This is a genomic window from Streptomyces sp. NPDC005722 (assembly GCF_040630935.1).
Lineage (GTDB): Bacteria > Actinomycetota > Actinomycetes > Streptomycetales > Streptomycetaceae > Actinacidiphila.
Genome location: NZ_JBEXYN010000020.1, coordinates 119320 through 139992, shown reverse-complemented (window position 1 = coordinate 139992; position 20673 = coordinate 119320). Strand labels below are relative to the sequence as shown.

Sequence of the window (20673 nt, the reverse complement as noted above, 5' to 3'; positions counted from 1 at the left end):
CGGCTCGGACGGCGGCCGGAACCGAATGAGGGGTGGGCACGTGGAGACACCCGGCAGACGGCGCCGGCTGCGCTGGTGGCCCCGCTCGCTGTACTGGCGCCTCGCGCTCGGCTTCCTCGCGATCACCACGATCGGTGTCGCGGCCGCGGACGTCTACGCCGCGCGTGCCCTCGCCGAGGGCCTGCGGAACCGGCTCGACCAGCAGCTCGCCTCCATACGCCAGGACCGCCTCGACGAGCTGGAGACCAGTTCGGACCTCAAGCCGGCCGGGGCGACCGCCGTGGTGCTGCTCACCGACGCCATCGGGAGGGTCGTGCAGCGCGAGTCCGGCGCGATGGTGGAACGGGCCGTGATCCGGCTCTCCAGCGCCGACCTGGAGCGCATGGCGACCGCCGGCCGGGCGGGCGCGGTCGGCCCGGCCCCGATGCGGGCGGTCGTGGAGAAGCTGCCCGACGGGGGCTACCTGGTGATCGCGGAGTCCACCGCGGACGACGCCGCCACCGTGCACAACCTCGTGGTCATCGAGGCGTTCTCCGGTGTGCCGCTGATCGCCGGCGTCGTGCTCGGCGCCCTCTACTTCAGCCGCCGCACCATCTCGCCGCTCAAGGAGATCACCGCCACCGCCCGCCGCTTCGCCGCCGAGGGCGCACCCTCGCAGCGGGTCTCCGCCCCGGTGTCGACCGCGGAGGTGGAGGCGCTGGCCGACGCCGTCAACGCGATGCTCGGACGCGTCGACGAGGAGTTCAACCGCCGCCGCAAGGCCGAGGAGCAACTGCGCGACTTCGTCGGCGCCGCCAGCCACGAACTGCGCACCCCGCTCACCGCGATCGGCGGTTACGCGCAGCTGGTGCGCTTCGGCGCCCTCGACGACCCGGCCCGCCTCGACGACGCCATGCGCCGGGTGCAGAACGAGACCCGCAGGATGTCCGCCCTCGTGGACGAGTTGCTGCTGCTCGCCCGCCTCGACCAGGGCCGTCCGCTCGAATGCCGCCCCGTCGACCTGGCCGAACTGTGCGCCGACGCGGTGGCCGACGCCCGCGTCGTCGACCCCGCCCGCCCGGTGACCCTCGTCGTGGAACCCGGGTCCCACATGGTGACCGGCGACCCCGACCGGCTCCGCCAGGTCGTCACCAACCTGCTGGCCAACGTCGCCGCGCACACCGCGCACGACGTCCCCGCCGAAGTGCGGGTCGGGCGCGAGGGCGACGAGCAGATCGTCGACGTCGTCGACGGCGGTCCCGGGATACCCGCGGACCTGCGCGAGCGGGTCTTCGAGCGCTTCTTCCGCGCCGGGGGCGGCCCCGCCCGCCCCGCCCCCGCGGACGACCGCCCCGCCCCCGGCAGCGGCCTGGGCCTGAGCATCGTCGCCGCCATCGCCGCGGCGCACGCCGGGTCGGTACGCGTGGAGCCCTCGGAGTCCGGCGCGTGGTTCCGCGTACGCCTGCCGGCGCTCACGGGGGCATGAGGGCGTTGCCGGGGCCGGTACGCCGGGCGGATCGCCGACGCGGCGCGGCGTGCCACGGGTACGGGTGCGGATCCCCGGCACTCACGGCGCCCGGCACGCGATCGCGGAGGCGGTGACGCAGGGGAGGCGGTGACGCAGGGCGGGTCGGTGCCCCGTCACGGAGTCGTCGGTCAGCGCGGTTGACGTGTCAGGCACAGCGTCGCGAGAGCACCCCGCCCCCCTACGGGGTGGTCGGCGGGCCCGGCCGCGTCGCGGAGCTCATTGGCGCATGATCGCGGCGACGGCGACGGCCGTGCGGAGGACCTGCAGGTCACGGGGGCCGTCGACGCGGCGGCCGGTCAGCTCCTCGACCCGGCGCAGGCGACGGTCGAAGAACTTGCGGCGCAGCGTGAGCAGCTCGCAGGCCAGGTCGGGGTCGCCGTCGGCGGAGATCACCGCGCGCAGTGTCTCCCGCAGCACACGGTCGTCCAGCACCGGCTGCACCATGCCGACCAGCCGTTGCGCGATGTCGGGCGTCTGCGCGGCCGCGTACTCGACCAGGACGTCGTCCAGCCGGTAGACGCCGGGCCCGAAGCCCAGCGCGTCCACCACCGCGCAGATGTCGTCCACCAGCAACTGACCGGCCGTCACCTCGTTGTACGGCTTCCAGTCCACGGCGAGCAGGGCCGTCCCGCCGAGGTCCCGGTGGATGCGGGCCGCAAGGTCGAGGGACTCCTCGGGGCGGGGCGACGGGGTGAGCACGTACGGCCCGCGCCCCGAGGGGAGCACGGCGGTCTCGGGGCCGCCGTGGCCGCGGGCCACCGTCTCGACGTCGGCGAGGGCGCGGCCGGGCGCGCGCAGCGCCATCACGGCGTAGGCGGGCGGGGCGTGGGAGGGGCCGGGGCGCGGTGGTTCCGGGGCCGAGGCGGGGGCCTCCCGTCCGGGCCGGGCGAAGAAGCCCCGGTCCAGCTCCCGGCTCACGCGGCGCCCGGCGTCCGAGAGGCGCCGCGCGAATTCGTCGCGGGAGCGGTCGGCGGCGCCGGCCGCCCCCTGCCCGCTGGATACCAGGATGTACTCCGTCGTCTCTCGGACGGCGACCCGCAGCGCGCTGACCGGCCGGCCCCGCGCGGCCCAGGCGACCCCCTCGCCGCGGATCCGCGCGGCGGTCTGCTCGCTCCACTGCCCCGAGCCGGAGACGACTTCTATCAGGGCGGCGAACAGCTCCCGCCGCAGCGAGGGCTCGCCTCCGCCGGAGTCGGTGAATCCCAGGTCAAGACAGGAATCCAGGCCCGTGGACACCGGTGCGTGGGTGGTCATGCGCGCAAGCCAAGCACCGGAGTATCAGAGTCACATCAAAGCCCGATCAGAGTTGGCGCAGGGTATCGACGGACGTCACGGCTGGTCCGGGATCGCCTGCTCGGTCCAGATGCACTTGCCGCCCGGGACGTAGCGGGTGCCCCAGCGCTGGCAGAGCGCGGCCACCAGCTGCAGTCCTCGGCCGCCCTCGTCGGTGTCGCCGGCGTGCCGGATCCGGGGGGTGCTCAGACTGCCGTCCGACACCTCGCAGACCAGGGTGCGGCTGCGGATCAGCCGCAGGCCGATGGGGCCCTTGGCGTGCCGCACCACGTTGCCGACCAGCTCGCTGGCGATCAGCTCGGTCGTCGTGACCAGTTCGTCCAGGCCCCAGGCGTCCAGCCGGCGGCGGACGTGCTCGCGTGCCTCGCCCGCGGAGAGCGGGTCCTCGGGCAGGGACCAGGTGGCGACGTCGCCCGGCGCCAGGGCGTGCGTGCGGGCGATGAGCAGGGCCGCGTCGTCCCCGGCGTGCTGCTGGTGGGGGTCGAGGGCCGCGGCCACCTCGTCGCAGAGCCTCCCGAGCCGCTCCGCCTCGCCCCTGCGGCCCTCCGCCGGCCGCGTGTGCGCGGCGGCCTGCGCGCCGGTGAGGGCCTTCGCCAGCCCGGCCATGCCGGTGTCGATGTCCCGGCGGGAGGACTCGACCAGGCCGTCGGTGTAGAGCACCAGCAGACTGCCCTCGGGGATCTCCAGCTCCACCGTCGCGAACGGCGGCGTGGCCGCGCCCAGCGGGGCGTCCGGCGAGTGCCCGGCGAAGTGGACGGTGCCGTCGGGCAGCACCAGAGCGGGCGGCGGGTGCCCGGCCCGGGAGAAGGTGCAGGTGCGGTTGGCGGGGTCGTACACGGCGTACAGGCAGGTCGCGTAGAAGTCGTCCCCGAGGTCGCTGACCAGGTCGTTGAGGTGGGCGAGCAGTTCGTCGGGGGGCAGTTCGAGACCGGCGAGCGTGTGCACCGCGGTGCGCAGCCGCCCCATCGTCACGGCCTCGGAGATCCCGTGCCCCATCACGTCGCCGATGACCAGCGCGACCCGGTCCGCGGAGAGCGGGATGACGTCGTACCAGTCCCCGCCGACCGTCGTCCCCTCGACGGCGGGCAGGTAGCGCGCCGCCGCGCTGACCGCCGGCAGTTCGGGCAGGAGGCGCGGCAGCAGCCCGCGCTGCAGTTCCTGCGCCCGCCCGTGCTCGGCGTCGTAGAGCCGGGCCCGCTCCAGGGCCTGGGCGACCAGTCCGCTGAGCGCGGTCAGCAGGGTGCGCTCCTCCTCGCTGAACGGGCGCGGCTCGGAGAAGGAGACGACGCAGGAGCCGACCGCCTTCCCGGAGACGATCAGCGGGAGGAAGGCCCAGGCGTGCTTCTGGGACCACTCCTGGAAGGCGATCCGGTGCGGGTACGCCTCACGGAACTCCTTCGCGGAGGTGATGTAGCGGGGCACGCGGTCGCGGATGGCGTCGGTGCTGGGGCTGCCCTCGATGAGCCGGGTCCGGCTGAGGCGTTCCATCAGGCCCGGGGGGTAGCCGACGAAGCCGACCACCCGCAGCAGGTCGCCCTCCAGGGTCTTGATGATCAGCCCGGTGGCGTCGAACAGCGGCAGCACGCGGTCGGCGACGGCGGCGACGACCTCCCTGACGGTGACGGCCTCGGCGAGCGCGGTGGTGAGCCGGCCGATGTGCGCGGCGCGGTCGGCGGCGGTGCGGGCGGCGTCGGCGCGGGCCTCCTCCGCGAGCCGGCGCTCGGTGACGTCGGTGAGGTAGAGGGTCAGGCCGTCGGGCACGGGCAGGACCCGCAGGTGGTAGCGGCGCCTGCCGCCGTCCCACGCGATGTCCGCGCTGACGGTGTCGCCCTCCGCGGCCCGGTGGCACTGGGCCTCGAGCTCGGAGTCGCGCACCCCGGGCAGGTCCCACAGCACCTCCCCGACCAGGGGCATCCGGGCCCCGAGCAGGCGTTCGGCCTGCGGGTTGGCGAAGGCTATGCGGCCGTCGTCGTCGACCGCGAGGAAGCCGTCGCTCATGTGGCGCAGGGCCCGGCCGACGGCGTCCGTCGCGACCCGGGTCTCGGTGCTGTCCCAGAGCACGCCGGCCAGGCGTACGGCCTTGCCGTCCTCACCGAGCACGCTGCGGCCGCGGGCCTGCACCCAGCGGAAGCTCCCGTCCGGCCGGCGGACCCGGTACTCCCAGGCGAACCCTCCGGCGGCCCGGGCGGCCTCCTCGGCGTCGGCGATCACCCAGGGCAGGTCCTCGGGGTGGACCAGCTCCACCCAGGTCTCCAGGCGCCCGTCGTACATCTGCGGGGACATCCCGAAGACGGAGCGCGCGGTCTCGTCGAGGTAGGCCTCTCCGGTGCGGACGTTCCACTCCCAGGTGCCGATGCCCACGTCGGAAGGGGTCTCCCGGGGCCCGGGCCCGGGCCCCGGGCCGCCCTCCGCCAGGCGCCAGCGTTCGCGCGACTCGACGGCCGCCGTCCGGCCCAGCCGCTCCGACACCCACGCCGCGATCGCCCGCAGCAGCTCCCATTCGCCGGGGGCCGGGGGCGTGGCGTCCGCGGTCACCACGGAGAGCGCGCCGAGCGGGCCCTCCGGGCCGGGGAGGGGGACGGCGGCGAGCCCGGATCCGCCGGGCAGCGGGCCGGGGGTCGTCCCCGTGGTGGGCAGCCACACCGGTTCGCCGTCGTTGGTCGCACGGCCGGGCGCGGTGCCGTCCTGCGGGGGGAGGAAGAGCCAGCCCCGGGTGAGGTTCCGGGGCAGGCCACTGCTGGCGGCCAGCCGGAGCGGCACTCCGCCCCGGGCCTCCTGCCCGCGCAGGTGGACCAGTCCGCCCAGGCCGTTCAGCGCCGCCACGGCCTGCTGCAGCCCCAGCCGCAGCGCCTCGCGCTCGCCCTGGTCGTCGCCCGAGGACCGCAGCAGCCCGAGCCGCTCCGCTCCCGGCTGCTCGAGCGGCGCTTCAGGCTCCTGGGCGGCGGCTTCGTTCGGGATCATGCCCTCTTCTCGTCGGCTCTTCCTCCGAAAGCCAACATAGCGCCGCGCGCGGGCACCGTCAGCGCGAAGCCGTATCGCCCGCCTGGGCGGCCCTCACCAGGTAGCCCGCCCCGCGCACGGTACGGATCAGCGACTGGTCGGTGTCGCCGAGCTTGCGGCGGAGGTAGTAGATGTAGGTCTCCACGATCCCGGACTCGCCCTGGAAGCCGCAGCTCCACACGGCGTCGAGGATCTGTCCCTTGGAGACCACCCGGTCCGGGTTCTCCAGCAGGAAGCGGAGCAGTGCGAACTCGGTGGCCGAGACCTGGACCGGCCGGCCGTGCCGCCACACCTCGTGGGTGTCCGCGTCGAGCTCGACCCAGCCCGCGCGCAGCCGGCGCCCGGCGGGCTCGGGGGCCCGGCCCCGGCGCAGCAGGGCGTTCACCCGGGCCGCGACCTCGTTGATGTCGAAGGGCTTGGTGACGTAGTCGTCGCCGCCCAGGGCCAGGCCCCTGATCTTGTCCTCGACCGCGTCCCGGGCCGTGAGGAAGAGGACGGGCGCGTCGACCCGGGCGGCGCGGAGCCTGCGGCACACCTCGAAGCCGTCGAGGTCGGGAAGCCCCACGTCGAGCAGGATCACGTCGGCCGCGCGCTCGGCGGCCGCGCTCACCGCCTCCTCGCCGGTGCCGGCCGTGACGACGTCGAAGCCCAGGAACTGCAGCGCCATCGCGAGCATCGAGGCGATGCTCGCCTCGTCCTCCACGACCAGCACACGGGGCGGCTGCTGGGCCGAAACGGTCACGTTCATGCCGTGGGTCACTTCCTCCGGGCCGGATTCCGGCCGTTGTCATGCAGAAGAGGAACGGATTATGTCATTCGGTGGAACCCGGACAACCCCTGTGACCGAATCGCGACGGTCCCGCCGCCGGTACCCCGCGAGCGGCGGATGATCCCCCGTCAGGTGCGGCGTTCGGGTGTCCGGGCGATGCCTTGACAGGGGTGGGGGGCAGCTCCACACTGATGTTGCGTCAATCGCAATCCGTTCCGCCATACGCACCGAGGTGTCATGATGATTCCCGTGTGCCGGCTCGCGGACCTCCCGCGTGGCGAGGCCTTCCGGCTCGAAACCGACCCGCCCGTCGCGGTGTTCCACACCGAGGAGGGCGAGCTCTACGCCGTCGACGACACCTGCACCCACCAGGACGCGTCGCTCGCCGACGGCTGGCTGGAGGGCTGCGAGGTCGAATGCCCGCTGCACGCCTCGAAGTTCGACCTGCGGACCGGTGCGGTGGACGCGCCCCCGGCCCGGCGGCCCGTGCGGACCCACGAGGTCGTGGTCGAGGACGGCACGATCCACGTACGGCTGTCGCCGGCCGTCCCGGGGCCGCCGTCGTGCGCGGCCGGCCGGCCCGCCGGGGGAGCCGGGTGAGGACGGTCCTCGTGGTCGGCGCCTCTCTGGCGGGGCTGTCGGCCGCGCGGGCGCTGCGTGCCCGGGGGTTCGACGGGCGGCTGGTGGTCGTGGGCGAGGAGCCGCACCGGCCGTACGACCGCCCCCCACTGTCGAAGGAGTTCCTCGCGGGACGGGCCGAGGAGCCGGCCCTGGTCCTGGAGGCGGACGGCGAGGACCTCGGCGCCGAATGGCTGCTGGGCGCCCGGGCCGTGACGCTCGACCCCGGCGCCCGCGGCGTCCGGCTCGCGGACGGCCGCTCCGTCACCGCAGACGGCGTCGTCATCGCCACCGGGGCGGCGGCCCGTACGCTGCCCGGCGCGGCCGCCGGATCCGGGGTGCACACGCTGCGCACCCTCGACGACGCCCGGGCGCTGCGGGCCGACCTGGCACGCGGCGGGCGGCTCGTCGTCATCGGCGGGGGCTTCATCGGGGCCGAGGTCGCCTCGACCGCTTACGCCCTCGGGCTCGACGTCACCGTCGTCGAGGCCGTGCCCACCCCGCTGTCGGGGCCGCTCGGCGAGACGATGGGCGGCGTCGTGTCCGGCCTCCACGCGGACCACGGCGTACGGCTGTTGTGCGGCACAGGAGTGCGCGGGACCGAGACGGACGGCGGAGGGCGGGTGGCGGCCGTCGTCCTGGCGGACGGCCGCAGGCTGCCGGCGGACACCGTGGTCGCCGGGATCGGGGCCCGCCCGTGCGTGGACTGGCTCGCCGGGTCCGGGATCCGGCTCGGCGACGGAGTCCTCTGCGGAGCGGACGGCAGGACGAGTCTGCCGGGCGTCGTCGCCGTCGGCGACTGCGCCGCCTGGTACGACCCGGCCGCCGGGGCGCACCACCGCGTGGAGCACTGGACGGCGGCGCTGGAGCGCCCGGCCACCGCCGTCGCCGCGCTGCTCCAGGGTGGCGCGGGTGGCGCGGGTGGCCAACGGGCGCCCCGGCCGCCGTACTTCTGGTCCGACCAGTACGGCGTGCGCATCCAGTTCACGGGCCGCGCCGCGGGGGCCGACTCGGTGACGGTCGAGGAGGGCGCGCCCGAAGGGCGCGACGTGCTCGCCGTCTACCGCAGGGCCGGCGTGCCGGTGGCCGTGCTGGGGATGAACCGGCCCCGGTCGTTCACCCGTTGGCGCAAGCGGCTGGCCGCCCTCACGTCTTGACAGCGCCGGACCGGCGCCACATGCTGCAGTTGCGCAGTGCACACTCCGTTGCTCATTACACAACGTCCTGCAAGGAGTGCCCGTGACCCCGACCGGCCTGCCGGACAGCCTGATCGCCACCCTCCCCGGTTCCTACTACACGGACCCGGGGATCTTCGCCCAGGAGCAGGAGCGCATCTTCGAGGCGATGTGGTTCTGCGTGGCGCGCTCCTCCGAACTCGGCAGGCCGGGCGCCTTCAGGACGGTGGACGTCGGCCGCGAGAGCATCCTGGTCACCCGCTCCCGCGACCACGCGGTGCGGGCCTTCCACAACGTGTGCCGGCACCGCGGCGCCCGGCTGCTCACCGACGAGGGCGGCGAGGTCAGACGGGCGTTCCAATGCCCTTACCACGCCTGGACGTACGACCTGGACGGCCGGCTCGTGGCGGCCCCCAACCTCACCAAGATGCCGGACGTGGGTCGCACCGAGTTCGGGCTCGTTCCCGTGCACGTCCGCGAATGGCTGGGCTACGTGTGGGTCTGCCTGGCCGAGGACCCGCCCTCCTTCGAGGAGCAGGTGGTCGCCGAGGTCGTGACCAGGCTCGGGGACGTGGCGTCCCTGGAGCGCTACGGCATCGAGGACCTGAGGGTCGGCCGGCGGATCGTCTACGACGTCCGGGCCAACTGGAAGCTCATCGTCGAGAACTTCATGGAGTGCTACCACTGCGCCACGATCCACCCCGAACTGACCGAGGTGCTGCCGGAGTTCGCCGACGGCTACGCCGCGCAGTACTACGTCGGCCACGGCGCCGAGTTCGCTGCGGACGTCCAGGGCTTCACGGTGGACGGCTCGCCCGGCCTGGCGCGCATACCCGGGGTCTCCGCCGACCAGGACCGCCGCTACTACGCGATCACCGTCAAACCCCAGGTCTTCGTCAACCTGGTGCCGGACCACGTGATCCTGCACCGCATGTACCCGCTCGCGGTGGACCGCACGGTCGTCGAGTGCGACTGGCTCTACCTGGAGGAGGTCGTCGCCGAGGGCAGGGACCTCAGCCGCTCGGTCGAGCTCTTCGACCGGGTCAACCGCCAGGACTTCGAGGCCTGCGAGCGCTGCCAGCCCGCGATGTCCTCCCGGCTCTACGCCAAGGGCGGGGTCCTGGTCCCGAGCGAGCACCACATCGCCGGCTTCCACGACTGGGTGCACGAACGCCTCGGCACGGCTCAGCCCAGGTAGCCCATGCGGTGGCTGATCTCGGCCGCCCCGGCGACCAGCAGCGGCGCGAGTTCGCGCATGCGCTCCTGGGTGAAGCGGTACGAGGGGCCGGAGGCGCTGACGGCGGCGATGACCTCGCCGTCGCGCGAGCGGACGGGGGCGGCCATCGCGTGCAGGCCGATCTCCAGCTCCTCCAGCGTGCAGGCGTACCCGCGCTCCCGGGCCCCGGCGAGGTCCTTCTCCAGCTTCGTCCGCGAGGTGAGGGTGTGCGGGGTCAGCTTCTCCAGGCCCGCGTCCGCGAGGAGTTCCGCGCGCCGCCCCGCCGGGAGGTGGGCGAGCAGGACCTTGCCGCTGGACGTCGCGTGCAACGGGGTCAGCTGACCGACCCAGTTGTGCGCGGTGACCGCCGCCGGTCCCCGCACCTGGTACAGGTTGATCGCGAAGTGCTTCTCCATCACGGCGATGTTGACGGTCTCGCCGATCTCCTCGGCGAGCCGCTCGCACACCGGCCGGCCCTGCTGCGTGATGTCGATGCGGCCGGTCACCGCGCCGGCCAGCCGTACGATGCCGAAGCCGAGCCGGTACTTGCCGCGTTCGCCCGCCTGCTCCACCAGGCCGCGTGCCTCCAGCGCGCCGAGCAGCCGGAACGCCGTCGACTTGTGGACCTCGATCTCGGCGGCGACCTCGCTCACGCCGGCCTCGCCGCGCCGCGCCAGGATCTCCAGCACGCTGATCGCCCGGTCGACGGACTGGACGCCGCCCGGCTGAGCGCCGCTTGTTTCGGTATCTGCACTGAAGTTGCTCACAGCGAAACTATACGCGCGGTAAACAACGACGCGCCGATCCCCCGGACGGGAGCCCGGGGGCGACCCCAATCCGCCATCGGGCGGGGCAAGTTGCGTCGTTCGCAACCTGGTGCGCATAGCGGCACCGTACTAGCATGCTGCGCCAGTCGACCTGTCGACCGCGCGACCGAGGCACGCCGGGCAGTCGGGACGAGTGAGACGAGTGAGACGAGTGAGACGAATGAGGCGAGGCTGACATGGCTCCCGATCAGTACGACTTCGTCATCGTCGGCGGGGGCTCCGCCGGCTGCGCCCTCGCGAACCGGCTCTCCGCCGACCCCGCCAACCGCGTGCTGGTCCTGGAGGCCGGCCGCCCGGACTACCCCTGGGACGTCTTCATCCACATGCCGGCCGCGCTCACCTTCCCCATCGGCAGCCGCTTCTACGACTGGGGCTACGAGTCGGAGCCCGAACCCCACATGGGCGGGCGGCGGATCTACCACGCCCGCGGCAAGGTCCTCGGCGGCTCCAGCAGCATCAACGGCATGATCTTCCAGCGCGGCAACCCCATGGACTACGAGCGCTGGGCGAAGGACCCCGGCATGGAGCACTGGGACCACGCCCACTGCCTGCCGTACTTCCGGCGCATGGAGAACTGCCTCGCCGCCGAAGCCGACGACGCGTTCCGCGGCCACGACGGCCCGCTCGTCCTGGAGCGCGGGCCCGCCTCCAGCCCGCTCTTCCCCGCCTTCCTGGAGGCCGTCCAGCAGGCGGGCCACCGGCTCACCGACGACGTCAACGGCTACCGCCAGGAGGGCTTCGCGCCCTTCGACCGCAACGTCCACCGCGGCCGCCGGCTCTCGGCCGCCCGGGCCTACCTGGACCCGGTGCGCCGCCGCCCCAACCTGACGGTACGGACCCGGACCCTGGTCACCCGGGTCCTGTTCGAGGGCAAGCGCGCCGTCGGCGTGGAGTACGAGCGGCGCAAGGGCGTCCGCGAGCAGGTGCGCGCCCGCGAGGTCGTGCTGTGCGGCGGCGCGGTCAACTCGCCCCAGCTGCTACAGCTGTCCGGGGTGGGCGACGCCGCGCGGCTGTCGGCGCTCGGCATCGACGTCGTCCACGACCTGCCCGGCGTCGGCGAGAACCTCCAGGACCACCTGGAGGTATACGTCCAGTACTCCTGCACCCGGCCGGTCTCCATGCAGCCGTACCTGGCCAAGTGGCGGTACCCCTTCATCGGGCTGCAGTGGCTCTTCCGCAGGGGCCCCGCCGCCACCAACCACTTCGAGGCCGGGGGCTTCGCGCGCAGCAACGAGGACGTGGACTACCCCAACCTGATGTTCCACTTCCTGCCCATCGCCGTGCGCTACGACGGCTCCGCCCCGGCCGGCGGCCACGGCTACCAGGTGCACGTGGGGCCGATGTACTCCGACGCCCGCGGCTCGGTGCGGATCAGGAGCACGGACCCGCGCGAGAAGCCCGCGCTGCGCTTCAACTACCTCTCCACCGAGCAGGACCGCCGCGAGTGGGTGGAGGCCGTGCGCGTCGCCCGGGACATCCTCGGGCAGCCCGCGCTCGCCCCCTTCAACGGCGGCGAGGTCTCGCCCGGCCCCGGCGTCGAGACCGACGAGGAGATCCTGGCGTGGGTCGCCAAGGAGGGCGAGACCGCCCTCCACCCGTCCTGCACCTGCCGGATGGGCACCGACGAGATGGCCGTGGTCGACCCGGCGAGCATGCGCGTGCACGGTACGGAGGGGCTCCGGGTGGTCGACGCCTCCGTGATGCCCTACGTGACCAACGGCAACATCTACGCGCCCGTGATGATGATCGCCGAGAAGGCGGCCGATCTGATCCTCGGCCGTGAACCGCTGCCGCCCTCGAGGACGCGGTACTACCGGCACCGCGACGTGCCCGCCAACTGATCCCACCGGCCGCCCCGTTCACGTGGTCAGGTTGTGCCGTACACGCCGTGAGACCCCTTGACGGCCGGTGGCCGGTCGGACAGGGTGTTCCACCACAAGCAATTCGATGCGCTATGTGCAACGAAGCGAGGACTCCGCGCGTGGCAGACCTGTACCTGGACGGAGAGTGGCGCGAAGCGGCGGCCGGAGGCCGCCGGGAGATCCGCTGCCCCGCCGACGGAGCCCTCGTCGCCACGGTCTCCGAGGCGACCCGCGCCGACGCGGACGCCGCGGTCGCCGCCGCCCGCGCCGCCTTCGACCACGGGCCCTGGCCGCGCACCCCGGAACGCGAGCGCGGCGCCCTCCTGCTGCGCACCGCGGACATCCTGGAACGGGACGCCAAGAGCGTCGCCCGCGCCGAATCCCTGGACACCGGCAAGCGGCTCGTGGAGAGCGAGTACGACGTCGCCGACGTCGTCGCCTGCCTGCGCCACTACGGCGGCATCGCGGGGACCTCCGCCGGACGGGTGGTGGACACCGGCCGCGACGACGCCGTCAGCCGCGTGGAGTACGAGCCGGTCGGCGTCTGCGCCCTGATCACCCCCTGGAACTACCCGCTGCTGCAGGCCTCCTGGAAGGTCGCGCCTGCCCTGGTCGCCGGCAACACCTTCGTCCTCAAGCCCAGCGAGCTGACCCCCTCCACCTCCGTGCTGCTGATGCGGGCCCTGGAGGAGGCCGGACTCCCGGCGGGCGCCGGCAACCTCGTCCTCGGCGCGGGGCCCGGGGCCGGCGCCCCGCTCGCCGAACACCCCGGCGTCGACATGGTCTCCTTCACCGGCGGCCTGGGGACCGGCAGACGCGTGATGGCCGCGGCCGCCGCCACGGTCAAGAGGGTCGCCCTGGAACTCGGCGGCAAGAACCCCAACGTGGTGTTCGCCGACGCCGACTTCGAGACGGCCGTGGACTTCGCGCTCACGGCCGTCTTCCTGCACTCCGGCCAGGTCTGCTCCGCCGGAGCGCGGCTGATCGTGCAGGACACCGTGCACGACGCCTTCGTCGACGAGGTCGTACGGCGCGCCTCGGCCATCCGGCTGGGCGGCCCCTTCGACCCCGCGGCCGAGACCGGCCCGCTGATCTCCGCCGCGCACCGCGACAAGGTCGAGGCGTACGTCGCCGCCGGGATCGCCGAGGGCGCCGTGCTGCGCTGCGGCGGCACCCGACCGGCGGACCCGGCGCTCCGGGACGGCTTCTACTACCCGCCGACCGTGCTCGACGACTGCGACCAGGGCATGCGCGTCGTCCACGAGGAGTCCTTCGGGCCCGTGCTGACCGTCGAGCGCTTCACGGACGAGGACGACGCCGTACGCATCGCCAACGACACCGAGTACGGCCTCGCCGGCGCCGTCTGGACGCGGGACGCCGGCCGCGCGCAGCGGGTCGCCCGCCGGCTGCGCCACGGCACCGTGTGGATCAACGACTACCACCCCTACGTGCCCCAGGCGGAATGGGGTGGCTTCGGGCACTCGGGCGTGGGCAGGGAACTGGGACCGACCGGCCTGGACGAGTACCGCGAGCCCAAGCACATCTGGCAGAACATCCGACCCAGGCCGCAGCACTGGTTCCGCGGCTGACCGCCGAAGAGAGGCCCACCGTGACCCCAGCACCGACCGACGTGCCGCAGCGGCGCGGCCCGTCCCACGACGAGGACCAGGGCCAGGACCGGGACGCGGTCATCTCCGTGCGCGGGCTGTGGAAGGTGTTCGGGCCCAAGGCCGACAGGGTCCCGGGGTCGCCGGAACTGTGCGGGCTCGGCCGCCGCGAACTGATGGAACGCACCGGCTGCACCGCGGCCGTGCGCGAGGTCGGCTTCGACGTCGCGCCCGGCGAGGTCTTCGTCGTGATGGGCCTGTCCGGCTCCGGCAAGTCGACGCTGGTGCGCTGCCTGACCCGGCTCGTCGAACCCACCGCGGGCGACATCGTGCTGGAGGGCGAGGACATCCGCGCCGCCGACGCCGGACGGCTGCGCGAACTGCGGCGCAACCGGTTCTCCATGGTCTTCCAGCACTTCGGCCTGCTGCCGCACCGCCGCGTCGTCGACAACGTCGCGTACGGACTGGAGATCCGCGGCACGGGCAGGGCCGAGCGCACGAAGCGGGCCCTGGAGGTCGTCGAACTGGTGGGCCTGGCGGGCTACGAGAACTCCTACCCCGACCAGCTCTCCGGCGGCATGCAGCAGCGCGTCGGCCTGGCCCGGGCACTGGCCGGCGACCCCGGCATCCTCTTCTTCGACGAGCCGTTCTCCGCGCTCGACCCGCTGATCCGCCGCGACATGCAGAACGAGGTCATCCGCCTCCACCGCGAGGTCGGCAAGACGATGGTCTTCATCACCCACGACCTGTCCGAGGCCCTCAAGCTCGGCGACCGCATCCTCATCATGCGCGACGGCCGGACGGTGCAGTGCGGCACGGGCGACGAACTGGTCGGCGCCCCCGCCGACGACTACGTGCGCGAGTTCGTCAAGGACGTGCCGCGGGCCGACGTCCTGACGCTCCGCTGGATCATGCGCGACCCCCGGCCCGACGACTCCCTCGACGGCCCCGAGCTCGGCCCCGGCGTCGTCGTGCGCGAGGCGACGCGGGCCGTGCTCGCCGCCGAGAGACCGGTCAGGGTCGTCGAGGACGGACGGCTGCTGGGCGTCGTCGGCGACGAGGAGATCCTCGCCGTCGTCGCGGGCGCGGAAGGCGGCGCGTGATGGCCGTCGTCGCCTCCGGGACGCGGGAGCGGCCCGCACCCGTCCGGCTGCGCCGGCCGGCCGTGGTGGCGGGCATCGTCGTGCTCTGGCTGGTGCTCTTCGCGCTGCTGCGCGGCCGGCACACGCTGGCCCTCGCGGCCGCCGACCTGACCTCGCTGCACCGCTGGTTCAACGACGTCAACGACACCATCGGCGCGGACCGCAACAGCAACCCGCTGTTCCTCTACTTCTTCAACGAGATCCGGCTGGTCATCGACACCCTGGTGACCTTCGTCCAGACGCTGGTCTCGCAGCCGCCGGACGGCCGTCCGGTGCCGCAGATCGGCTGGCTCGGCGTCGTCGCGATCGCCGGCTACGTCTCCTGGGCGCTGGGCAACTGGCGGGTGGCGCTGCTGGCCGTGGCGGGCTTCACCTTCCTCGGGCTGCAGGGCCTGTGGCAGGAGAGCATGGACACCCTGGCGCTCACGCTGTCGGCGGTGCTGGTGGCGCTGCTGTTCGGCATCCCGCTGGGGGTGTGGGCCGGGATGTCGTCGCGTGTCAACCGCGTCGTGACACCCGTGCTCGACTTCATGCAGACCATGCCGACCTTCGTCTACCTGGCCCCGCTCACCCTCTTCTTCCTCATCGGGCCCGCCTCCGCCACCATCGCCACGCTCGTCTACGCGGCTCCGCCCGCCGTCCGCATCACCGCGCACGCGATCCGCTCGGTCCCGGCGACCACCGTGGAGGCGGCCCAGTCGCTGGGGTCCACCAGGGCGCAGACGCTCAGCAAGGTGCTGCTGCCGATGTCCCGGCGCACGGTGGTGATGGGCGTCAACCAGACCATCATGGCCGCCCTGTCCATGGTGACCATCGCGGCCCTCATCGACGCGCCCGGGCTCGGCAAGACCGTCGTCCAGGCCCTGCAGTCGCTCGACGTCGGCACCGCCTTCAACGCCGGGCTCGCCATCGTCGTCATGGCCATCGTCCTGGACCGGGTCACCACCGCGGCCGCCGCCGGGACGGAACGGGCCCAGCGCTCCGGCGGGACGCCGCGCCGGTGGCGAGGGCCGCTGGTCGGCGCGGGCGCGGTCGCCGCGGCCGTCGCGGCCTGGCTGTCCCACACCTACGTCTGGGCCGCGGAGTTCCCCGGCGAGGGCGGGACGGGCCGCGCCCTGGCGAGCGCCGCCGACACCGTGACCACCTGGGCGCAGGACCATCTGTCCGGGATCACGGGCGGCATCCGCGACGTGCTCACCACGGCCCTGCTCAACCCCTTCCAGACCCTGCTCACCGACTCCCCCTGGTGGCTCACCGGCCTGGTGCTCGTGGCGCTGGGCACCGTACTCGGCGGCCTCGGCGCCGGCGCCGGCGCCGCGGTGTGCGTGGGGCTGCTGGTGGGCACCGGACTGTGGCAGGACGCGATGACCACGCTGGCCTCGACCGTCGTGGCGACGCTGCTGGTGATGCTGCTCGGCGTCACGGTGGGCGTGTGGATGGGCCGCAGCGCGCTCGCCGACCGGATCGTCCGGCCCGGCCTGGACGCGGCACAGGTCATGCCGCCCTTCGTCTACCTCGTGCCCTTCCTCGCGCTGTTCGGCGCGAGCCGCTTCACCGCGATCGTCGCGGCCGTCGTCTACGCCGCGCCCGTGACGACGAAGATCGTCGCGGACGGCGTGCGCGGCGTGCCGGAGACGACCGTGGAGGCCGCGACGGCCGCCGGGTCCGGCACCTGGCAGCTCGTCACCAAGGTCCAGCTGCCGATGTCGCGCGCCGCCCTGGTGCTCGCGACCAACCAGGGCCTGATCTACGTCCTGTCGATGGTCGTGGTGGGCGGCCTGGTCGGCGCGGGCGCCCTCGGCTACGACGTGGTGGCCGGCTTCTCGCAGGGCGAGCTCTACGGCAAGGGGCTGGCGGCGGGTCTCGCCATCGTCTTGCTCGGCGTGATGTTCGACCGGATCACCCAGGCCGCGGCCGGGCGCACCAGCAGGGTGCCCGGCGGGCGCTAGGCAGGAGGCGGAAGACACATGACAACACACCTGACGGTCGCCGGCCGGTCCACGCGCGGGCGTGCCGGGGCGGCCACGGCCGCGGCCCTGGCGCTCGGCCTCGTCCTGGCCGGCTGCGGCGGAGCCAAGGTCGGCGGGTCGGAGGCCGGTTCCGGCGGCTCCTCCGGCGCGTGCGGCACCTTCAACCTGGCGGTCAACCCGTGGGTCGGCTACGAGGCGGACGCGGCCGTCGTGGCGTACGTCGCCGAGGAGGAACTGGGCTGCACGGTCAAGAAGAAGGACCTCAAGGAGGAGATCGCCTGGCAGGGCTTCGGCACCGGCGAGGTCGACGCGATCCTGGAGAACTGGGGCCACGACGACCTGAAGAAGAAGTACGTCGAGCAGCAGAAGACCGCCGTCGAGGCCGGCTCGACCGGCAACAAGGGCGTGATCGGCTGGTACGTGCCGCCGTGGCTGGCGAAGGAGCACCCGGACATCACGAACTGGGAGAACCTCGACAAGTACGCCGACGAGTTCCGCACCTCGGAGTCCGGCGGCAAGGGTCAGCTCCTGGACGGTGACCCGTCGTACGTCACCAATGACGCGGCCCTGGTGAAGAACCTCAAGCTGGACTTCAAGGTCGTCTACGCGGGCAGCGAGACCGCGCTGATCCAGGCCTTCCGGCAGGCCGAGGCCAAGAAGCAGTGGCTGCTCGGCTACTTCTACGAGCCGCAGTGGTTCCTGTCGGAGGTCCCGCTCGCCAAGGTCGAGCTGCCGCCGTACGAGGCCGGCTGCGACGCCGACGCGGAGAAGGTGGCCTGCGACTACCCGGTCTACGACCTGGACAAGATCGTCAGCAAGAAGTTCGCGGCCTCCGGCAGCCCGGCCTACGACCTGGTGAAGAACTTCAACTGGACCAACGAGGACCAGAACCTCGTCGCCAAGTACATCGCCGTGGACAAGATGACGCCCGAGGCCGCCGCCGAGAAGTGGGTGAAGGCGAACCCCGGCAAGGTCGACGCCTGGATCAAGTAGCGCCGCGCCCCACCCCCTCCTCGTGCACCGACCCCGTGCCCGGCGGGCTGCTCCGCCAGCCCGCCGGGCACCGTCGTTCCCCGGCCTCAGCCCTGCCCTCCCGGGGCCTGCGCGACGGCCTCCGCGCGCCCTTCTCCCGCCCCTGGCGGGCCTCTTGACACCCTCTCCGGCGCCCGGCACATTGAGTTGCGCAACCTGAATCATGTTGCGCTGACAGCAACTGGGAGGTGTGGCGATGACGGGACCCCGCGTGGTCATCATCGGAGCGGGCGTCGTGGGGGCGGCGCTGGCCGACGAACTGTCCTCGGCCGGCTGGACCGACGTCACGGTCGTCGACCAGGGACCGCTCCCCGCAACCGGCGGCTCCTCGTCCCACGCGCCGGGTCTGGTCTTCCAGGCCAACCCCTCCAAGACGATGACCGAACTCGCTCGCTACACCGTCGAGAAGCTCCGCTCCCTCGACGTCGACGGACGGCCCTGCTTCCTCCAGGTCGGCGGCCTGGAGGTGGCCACCACCCCCGAGCGCCTCGCCGAACTGCACCGCAGGCACGGCTGGCTGACGTCGTGGGGCGTCGAGGGCCGGGTCGTCGGACCCGAGGAGTGCGTCGCGCTCCACCCCCTGCTGGACCGCCGGCGCGTCCTCGGCGGGCTGTTCGTCCCCACCGACGGCCTGGCCAAGGCCGTCCTCGCCGTCGAGGCGCAGACCCGGCGCGCCGCCGCCCGCGGCGTCCGCTTCCTGGAACGCCACGAAGTCCTCGCCGTCACGCAGGACCAGGGCCGCGTCACCGGGGTCGTCACCGACCGCGGCGGCGAACTCGCGGCCGACGTCGTCGTCTGCTGCGCCGGCATCTGGGGTCCGCGGATCGCCCGGATGGCGGGCATGGAGCTGCCGCTCACCCCGCTCGCCCACCAGTTCGCCTGGACCGGTCCCGTGCCCGCCCTGGCCGGCCAGGGCGCCGAGGCCGTCCGCCCGATCCTGCGCCACCAGGACGCCGACCTCTACTACCGCGACCGGCACGACCGGATCGGCATCGGCTCCTACGGCCACCGCCCCATGCCGGTCGCCGCCGACGAGATCGCCGCGTACGGCGAGACGGACGGGATGCCGTCCGTCCTGGCCTTCACCGAGGACGACTTCGCCGACGCCTGGACCGAGACCCGGTCCCTGCTCCCCGCCACCCGCGAGGCCAAGGTCGAGGAGGGCATCAACGGCCTGTTCTCCTTCACCACCGACGGCATGCCGCTGCTCGGCGAGTCACCGGGGGTGAAGGGGTTCTGGGTCGCCGAGGCCGTCTGGGTCACCCACTCGGCCGGCGTCGGCCGGGCGATGGCCGAATGGCTGGTGGACGGCCACTGCTCGTCCTTCGACCTCCACGAATGCGACGTCAACCGCTTCGAGCCGCACCAACTCGCCCCGGACTACGTGCTCGCCCGCGGCTGCCGCAACTTCGCCGAGGTCTACGACATCGTCCACCCGCTGCAGCCCACCGGCGCCCCCCGCCCGATCCGCACCAGCCCCTTCCACCCCCGCCAGCGGGAACTGGGGGCGTTCTTCCTGGAGGCGAACGGCTGGGAGCGTCCGCAGTGGTACGAGGCCAACGCCGCGCTCGTGGAGGGCCGTTCCCTCCCCACCCCGGACGACTGGGCGGCCCGCCACTGGTCGCCGGTCGTGGGCGCGGAGGCCCAGGCCACCCGGGAGGCCGTCGCCCTGTACGACATGACGGCGCTCAAGCGCCTGGAGGTCACCGGCCGCGGCGCCGCCGCCTTCCTGCAGCGTCTCACCACCGGCAACGTCGACAAGTCGGTGGGGTCGGTGACGTACACCCTGCTGCTGGACCACGACGGCGGCATCCGCAGCGACATCACGGTGGCCCGCCTCGGCCCCGACCTCTTCCAGGTCGGCGTCAACGGCGGCCTCGACCTCGACTGGTTCACCCGGCGGCTGCCCGGCGACGGCACCGCCGCGGTCCGCGACATCACCGCGGGCACCTGCTGCATCGGCCTGTGGGGACCGCTCGCCCGCGAGGTCCTGCAGCCGCTCGCCGACGCCGACTTCTCCAACGAGGGCCTGAAGTACTTCCGCGCCAAGCGGGCGCACGTCGGGTCCGTGCCCGTCACGGCGATGCGGCTGTCCTACGTCGGCGAACTCGGCTGGGAGCTGTACACCACGGCGGACCTGGGCCTGAAGCTCTGGGACACCCTGCTGTCCGCGGCCCGGCCGCTGGGCGGCGTCCCCGCCGGGCGCGGGGCCTTCAACAGCCTGCGCCTGGAGAAGGGCTACCGCTCCTTCGGCACCGACATGACCTTCGAGCACGACCCCTACGAGGCCGGCCTCGCCTTCGCCGTCAAGGAGGACAAGGACGACTTCACCGGCAAGGCCGCGCTCGCCCGGCGCCGGGAGCAGGTGCGGCGCAAGCTCACCTGCCTGACCGTCGACGACCCGCACGCGACGGTGATGGGCAAGGAGCCGGTGTACGACGGCGACCGGCCCGTCGGCTACGTCACCAGCGCCGCCTACGGCTACACCATCGGCAAGGGCATCGCCTACGCGTGGCTGCCGGCGGAGCTCTCCGTCCCCGGGCGCGCCCTCGACATCGCGTACTTCGACCGGCGCGTGGCGGCGCGGGTCGCCGCGGAGCCGCTGTTCGACCCCGCCATGACCCGCCTCCGCGGCTGACGCCCCGCGGACGGCAC

The 20673-nt window shown here is 73.5% G+C and carries 14 protein-coding genes; 10 read left to right on the top strand and 4 right to left on the bottom strand.

The window, feature by feature from the left end; genetic code table 11:
- The first annotated feature begins 40 nt into the window (after positions 1-40).
- Complete coding sequence (locus tag ABZ479_RS23055) at positions 41-1465, top strand: sensor histidine kinase (RefSeq protein WP_500463345.1); 1425 nt, start codon at positions 41-43, stop codon at positions 1463-1465.
- 258 nt (positions 1466-1723) lie between these two features.
- On the opposite strand, the gene ABZ479_RS23050 is transcribed toward ABZ479_RS23055, so the two are convergent.
- The 3 genes from ABZ479_RS23050 to ABZ479_RS23040 all read right to left on the bottom strand — a co-directional run bounded on the left by ABZ479_RS23050 (position 1724) and on the right by ABZ479_RS23040 (position 6548).
- Complete coding sequence (locus tag ABZ479_RS23050; protein ID WP_500463344.1) at positions 1724-2761, bottom strand: helix-turn-helix domain-containing protein; 1038 nt, start codon at positions 2759-2761, stop codon at positions 1724-1726.
- Between the two features lie 75 nt (positions 2762-2836).
- Positions 2837-5761, bottom strand: coding sequence for a SpoIIE family protein phosphatase (locus tag ABZ479_RS23045; protein ID WP_500463343.1), 2925 nt, complete (start codon positions 5759-5761; stop codon positions 2837-2839).
- Positions 5762-5819: 58 nt separating this feature from the next.
- Positions 5820-6548: a response regulator transcription factor gene (locus ABZ479_RS23040; RefSeq protein WP_500463342.1), complete on the bottom strand. Its 729-nt coding sequence runs from the start codon at positions 6546-6548 to the stop codon at positions 5820-5822.
- A gap of 258 nt (positions 6549-6806) precedes the next feature.
- Between ABZ479_RS23040 and ABZ479_RS23035 the strand changes: the two genes are divergently transcribed.
- The 3 genes from ABZ479_RS23035 (at position 6807) to ABZ479_RS23025 (ending at position 9560) form a co-directional block, all read left to right on the top strand.
- On the top strand, positions 6807-7169 hold the full coding sequence (locus ABZ479_RS23035) for a bifunctional 3-phenylpropionate/cinnamic acid dioxygenase ferredoxin subunit (RefSeq protein ID WP_499603258.1): 363 nt from the start codon (positions 6807-6809) through the stop codon (positions 7167-7169).
- Positions 7166-8344, top strand: a complete 1179-nt coding sequence (locus ABZ479_RS23030; RefSeq protein ID WP_500463341.1) for an NAD(P)/FAD-dependent oxidoreductase — start codon at positions 7166-7168, stop codon at positions 8342-8344. The genes ABZ479_RS23035 and ABZ479_RS23030 overlap by 4 nt, the downstream gene beginning before the upstream one ends.
- 82 nt (positions 8345-8426) lie before the next feature.
- Positions 8427-9560, top strand: coding sequence for an aromatic ring-hydroxylating oxygenase subunit alpha (locus tag ABZ479_RS23025; protein ID WP_500463340.1), 1134 nt, complete (start codon positions 8427-8429; stop codon positions 9558-9560).
- Here the strand turns inward: ABZ479_RS23025 and ABZ479_RS23020 are convergent.
- On the bottom strand, positions 9548-10345 hold the full coding sequence (locus ABZ479_RS23020; RefSeq protein ID WP_500463339.1) for an IclR family transcriptional regulator: 798 nt from the start codon (positions 10343-10345) through the stop codon (positions 9548-9550). The genes ABZ479_RS23025 and ABZ479_RS23020 overlap by 13 nt on opposite strands.
- 236 nt (positions 10346-10581) lie before the next feature.
- On the opposite strand from ABZ479_RS23020, the gene betA reads away from it, so the two are divergent.
- The 6 genes from betA (at position 10582) to ABZ479_RS22990 (ending at position 20656) form a co-directional block, all read left to right on the top strand.
- The gene (betA, locus tag ABZ479_RS23015) at positions 10582-12246 is read left to right on the top strand and encodes a choline dehydrogenase (RefSeq protein ID WP_500463338.1); all 1665 of its coding nucleotides are present in this window, start codon (positions 10582-10584) and stop codon (positions 12244-12246) included.
- Positions 12247-12386: 140 nt separating this feature from the next.
- A complete protein-coding gene (locus tag ABZ479_RS23010) occupies positions 12387-13856 on the top strand; it encodes an aldehyde dehydrogenase family protein (RefSeq protein ID WP_500463337.1) in 1470 nt (489 codons plus the stop codon).
- 20 nt (positions 13857-13876) lie between these two features.
- A complete protein-coding gene (locus ABZ479_RS23005) occupies positions 13877-14977 on the top strand; it encodes a quaternary amine ABC transporter ATP-binding protein (RefSeq protein ID WP_500463336.1) in 1101 nt (366 codons plus the stop codon).
- Positions 14977-16965 (top strand): ABC transporter permease, encoded by a 1989-nt coding sequence (locus ABZ479_RS23000; RefSeq protein ID WP_500463335.1) that lies wholly within the window; start codon positions 14977-14979, stop codon positions 16963-16965. Before ABZ479_RS23005 ends, ABZ479_RS23000 begins: the two co-directional genes overlap by 1 nt.
- An 18-nt stretch (positions 16966-16983) precedes the next feature.
- Positions 16984-17979: an ABC transporter substrate-binding protein gene (locus ABZ479_RS22995; protein ID WP_500463334.1), complete on the top strand. Its 996-nt coding sequence runs from the start codon at positions 16984-16986 to the stop codon at positions 17977-17979.
- 235 nt (positions 17980-18214) lie between these two features.
- A complete protein-coding gene (locus tag ABZ479_RS22990) occupies positions 18215-20656 on the top strand; it encodes a GcvT family protein (RefSeq protein ID WP_500463333.1) in 2442 nt (813 codons plus the stop codon).
- Positions 20657-20673: the final 17 nt, after the last annotated feature.

What these genes read in the sequence shown, in the direction of transcription:
- ABZ479_RS23050 (WP_500463344.1), bottom strand. Translation starts at nt 2,761, where the DNA reads ATGACCACCCACGCACCGGTGTCCACGGGCCTGGATTCCTGTCTTGAC.
- ABZ479_RS23045 (WP_500463343.1), bottom strand. Translation starts at nt 5,761, where the DNA reads ATGATCCCGAACGAAGCCGCCGCCCAGGAGCCTGAAGCGCCGCTCGAG.
- ABZ479_RS23040 (WP_500463342.1), bottom strand. Translation starts at nt 6,548, where the DNA reads ATGAACGTGACCGTTTCGGCCCAGCAGCCGCCCCGTGTGCTGGTCGTG.
- ABZ479_RS23035 (WP_499603258.1), top strand. Translation starts at nt 6,807, where the DNA reads ATGATGATTCCCGTGTGCCGGCTCGCGGACCTCCCGCGTGGCGAGGCC.
- betA (WP_500463338.1), top strand. Translation starts at nt 10,582, where the DNA reads ATGGCTCCCGATCAGTACGACTTCGTCATCGTCGGCGGGGGCTCCGCC.
- ABZ479_RS23000 (WP_500463335.1), top strand. Translation starts at nt 14,977, where the DNA reads ATGGCCGTCGTCGCCTCCGGGACGCGGGAGCGGCCCGCACCCGTCCGG.
- ABZ479_RS22995 (WP_500463334.1), top strand. Translation starts at nt 16,984, where the DNA reads ATGACAACACACCTGACGGTCGCCGGCCGGTCCACGCGCGGGCGTGCC.
- ABZ479_RS22990 (WP_500463333.1), top strand. Translation starts at nt 18,215, where the DNA reads ATGACGGGACCCCGCGTGGTCATCATCGGAGCGGGCGTCGTGGGGGCG.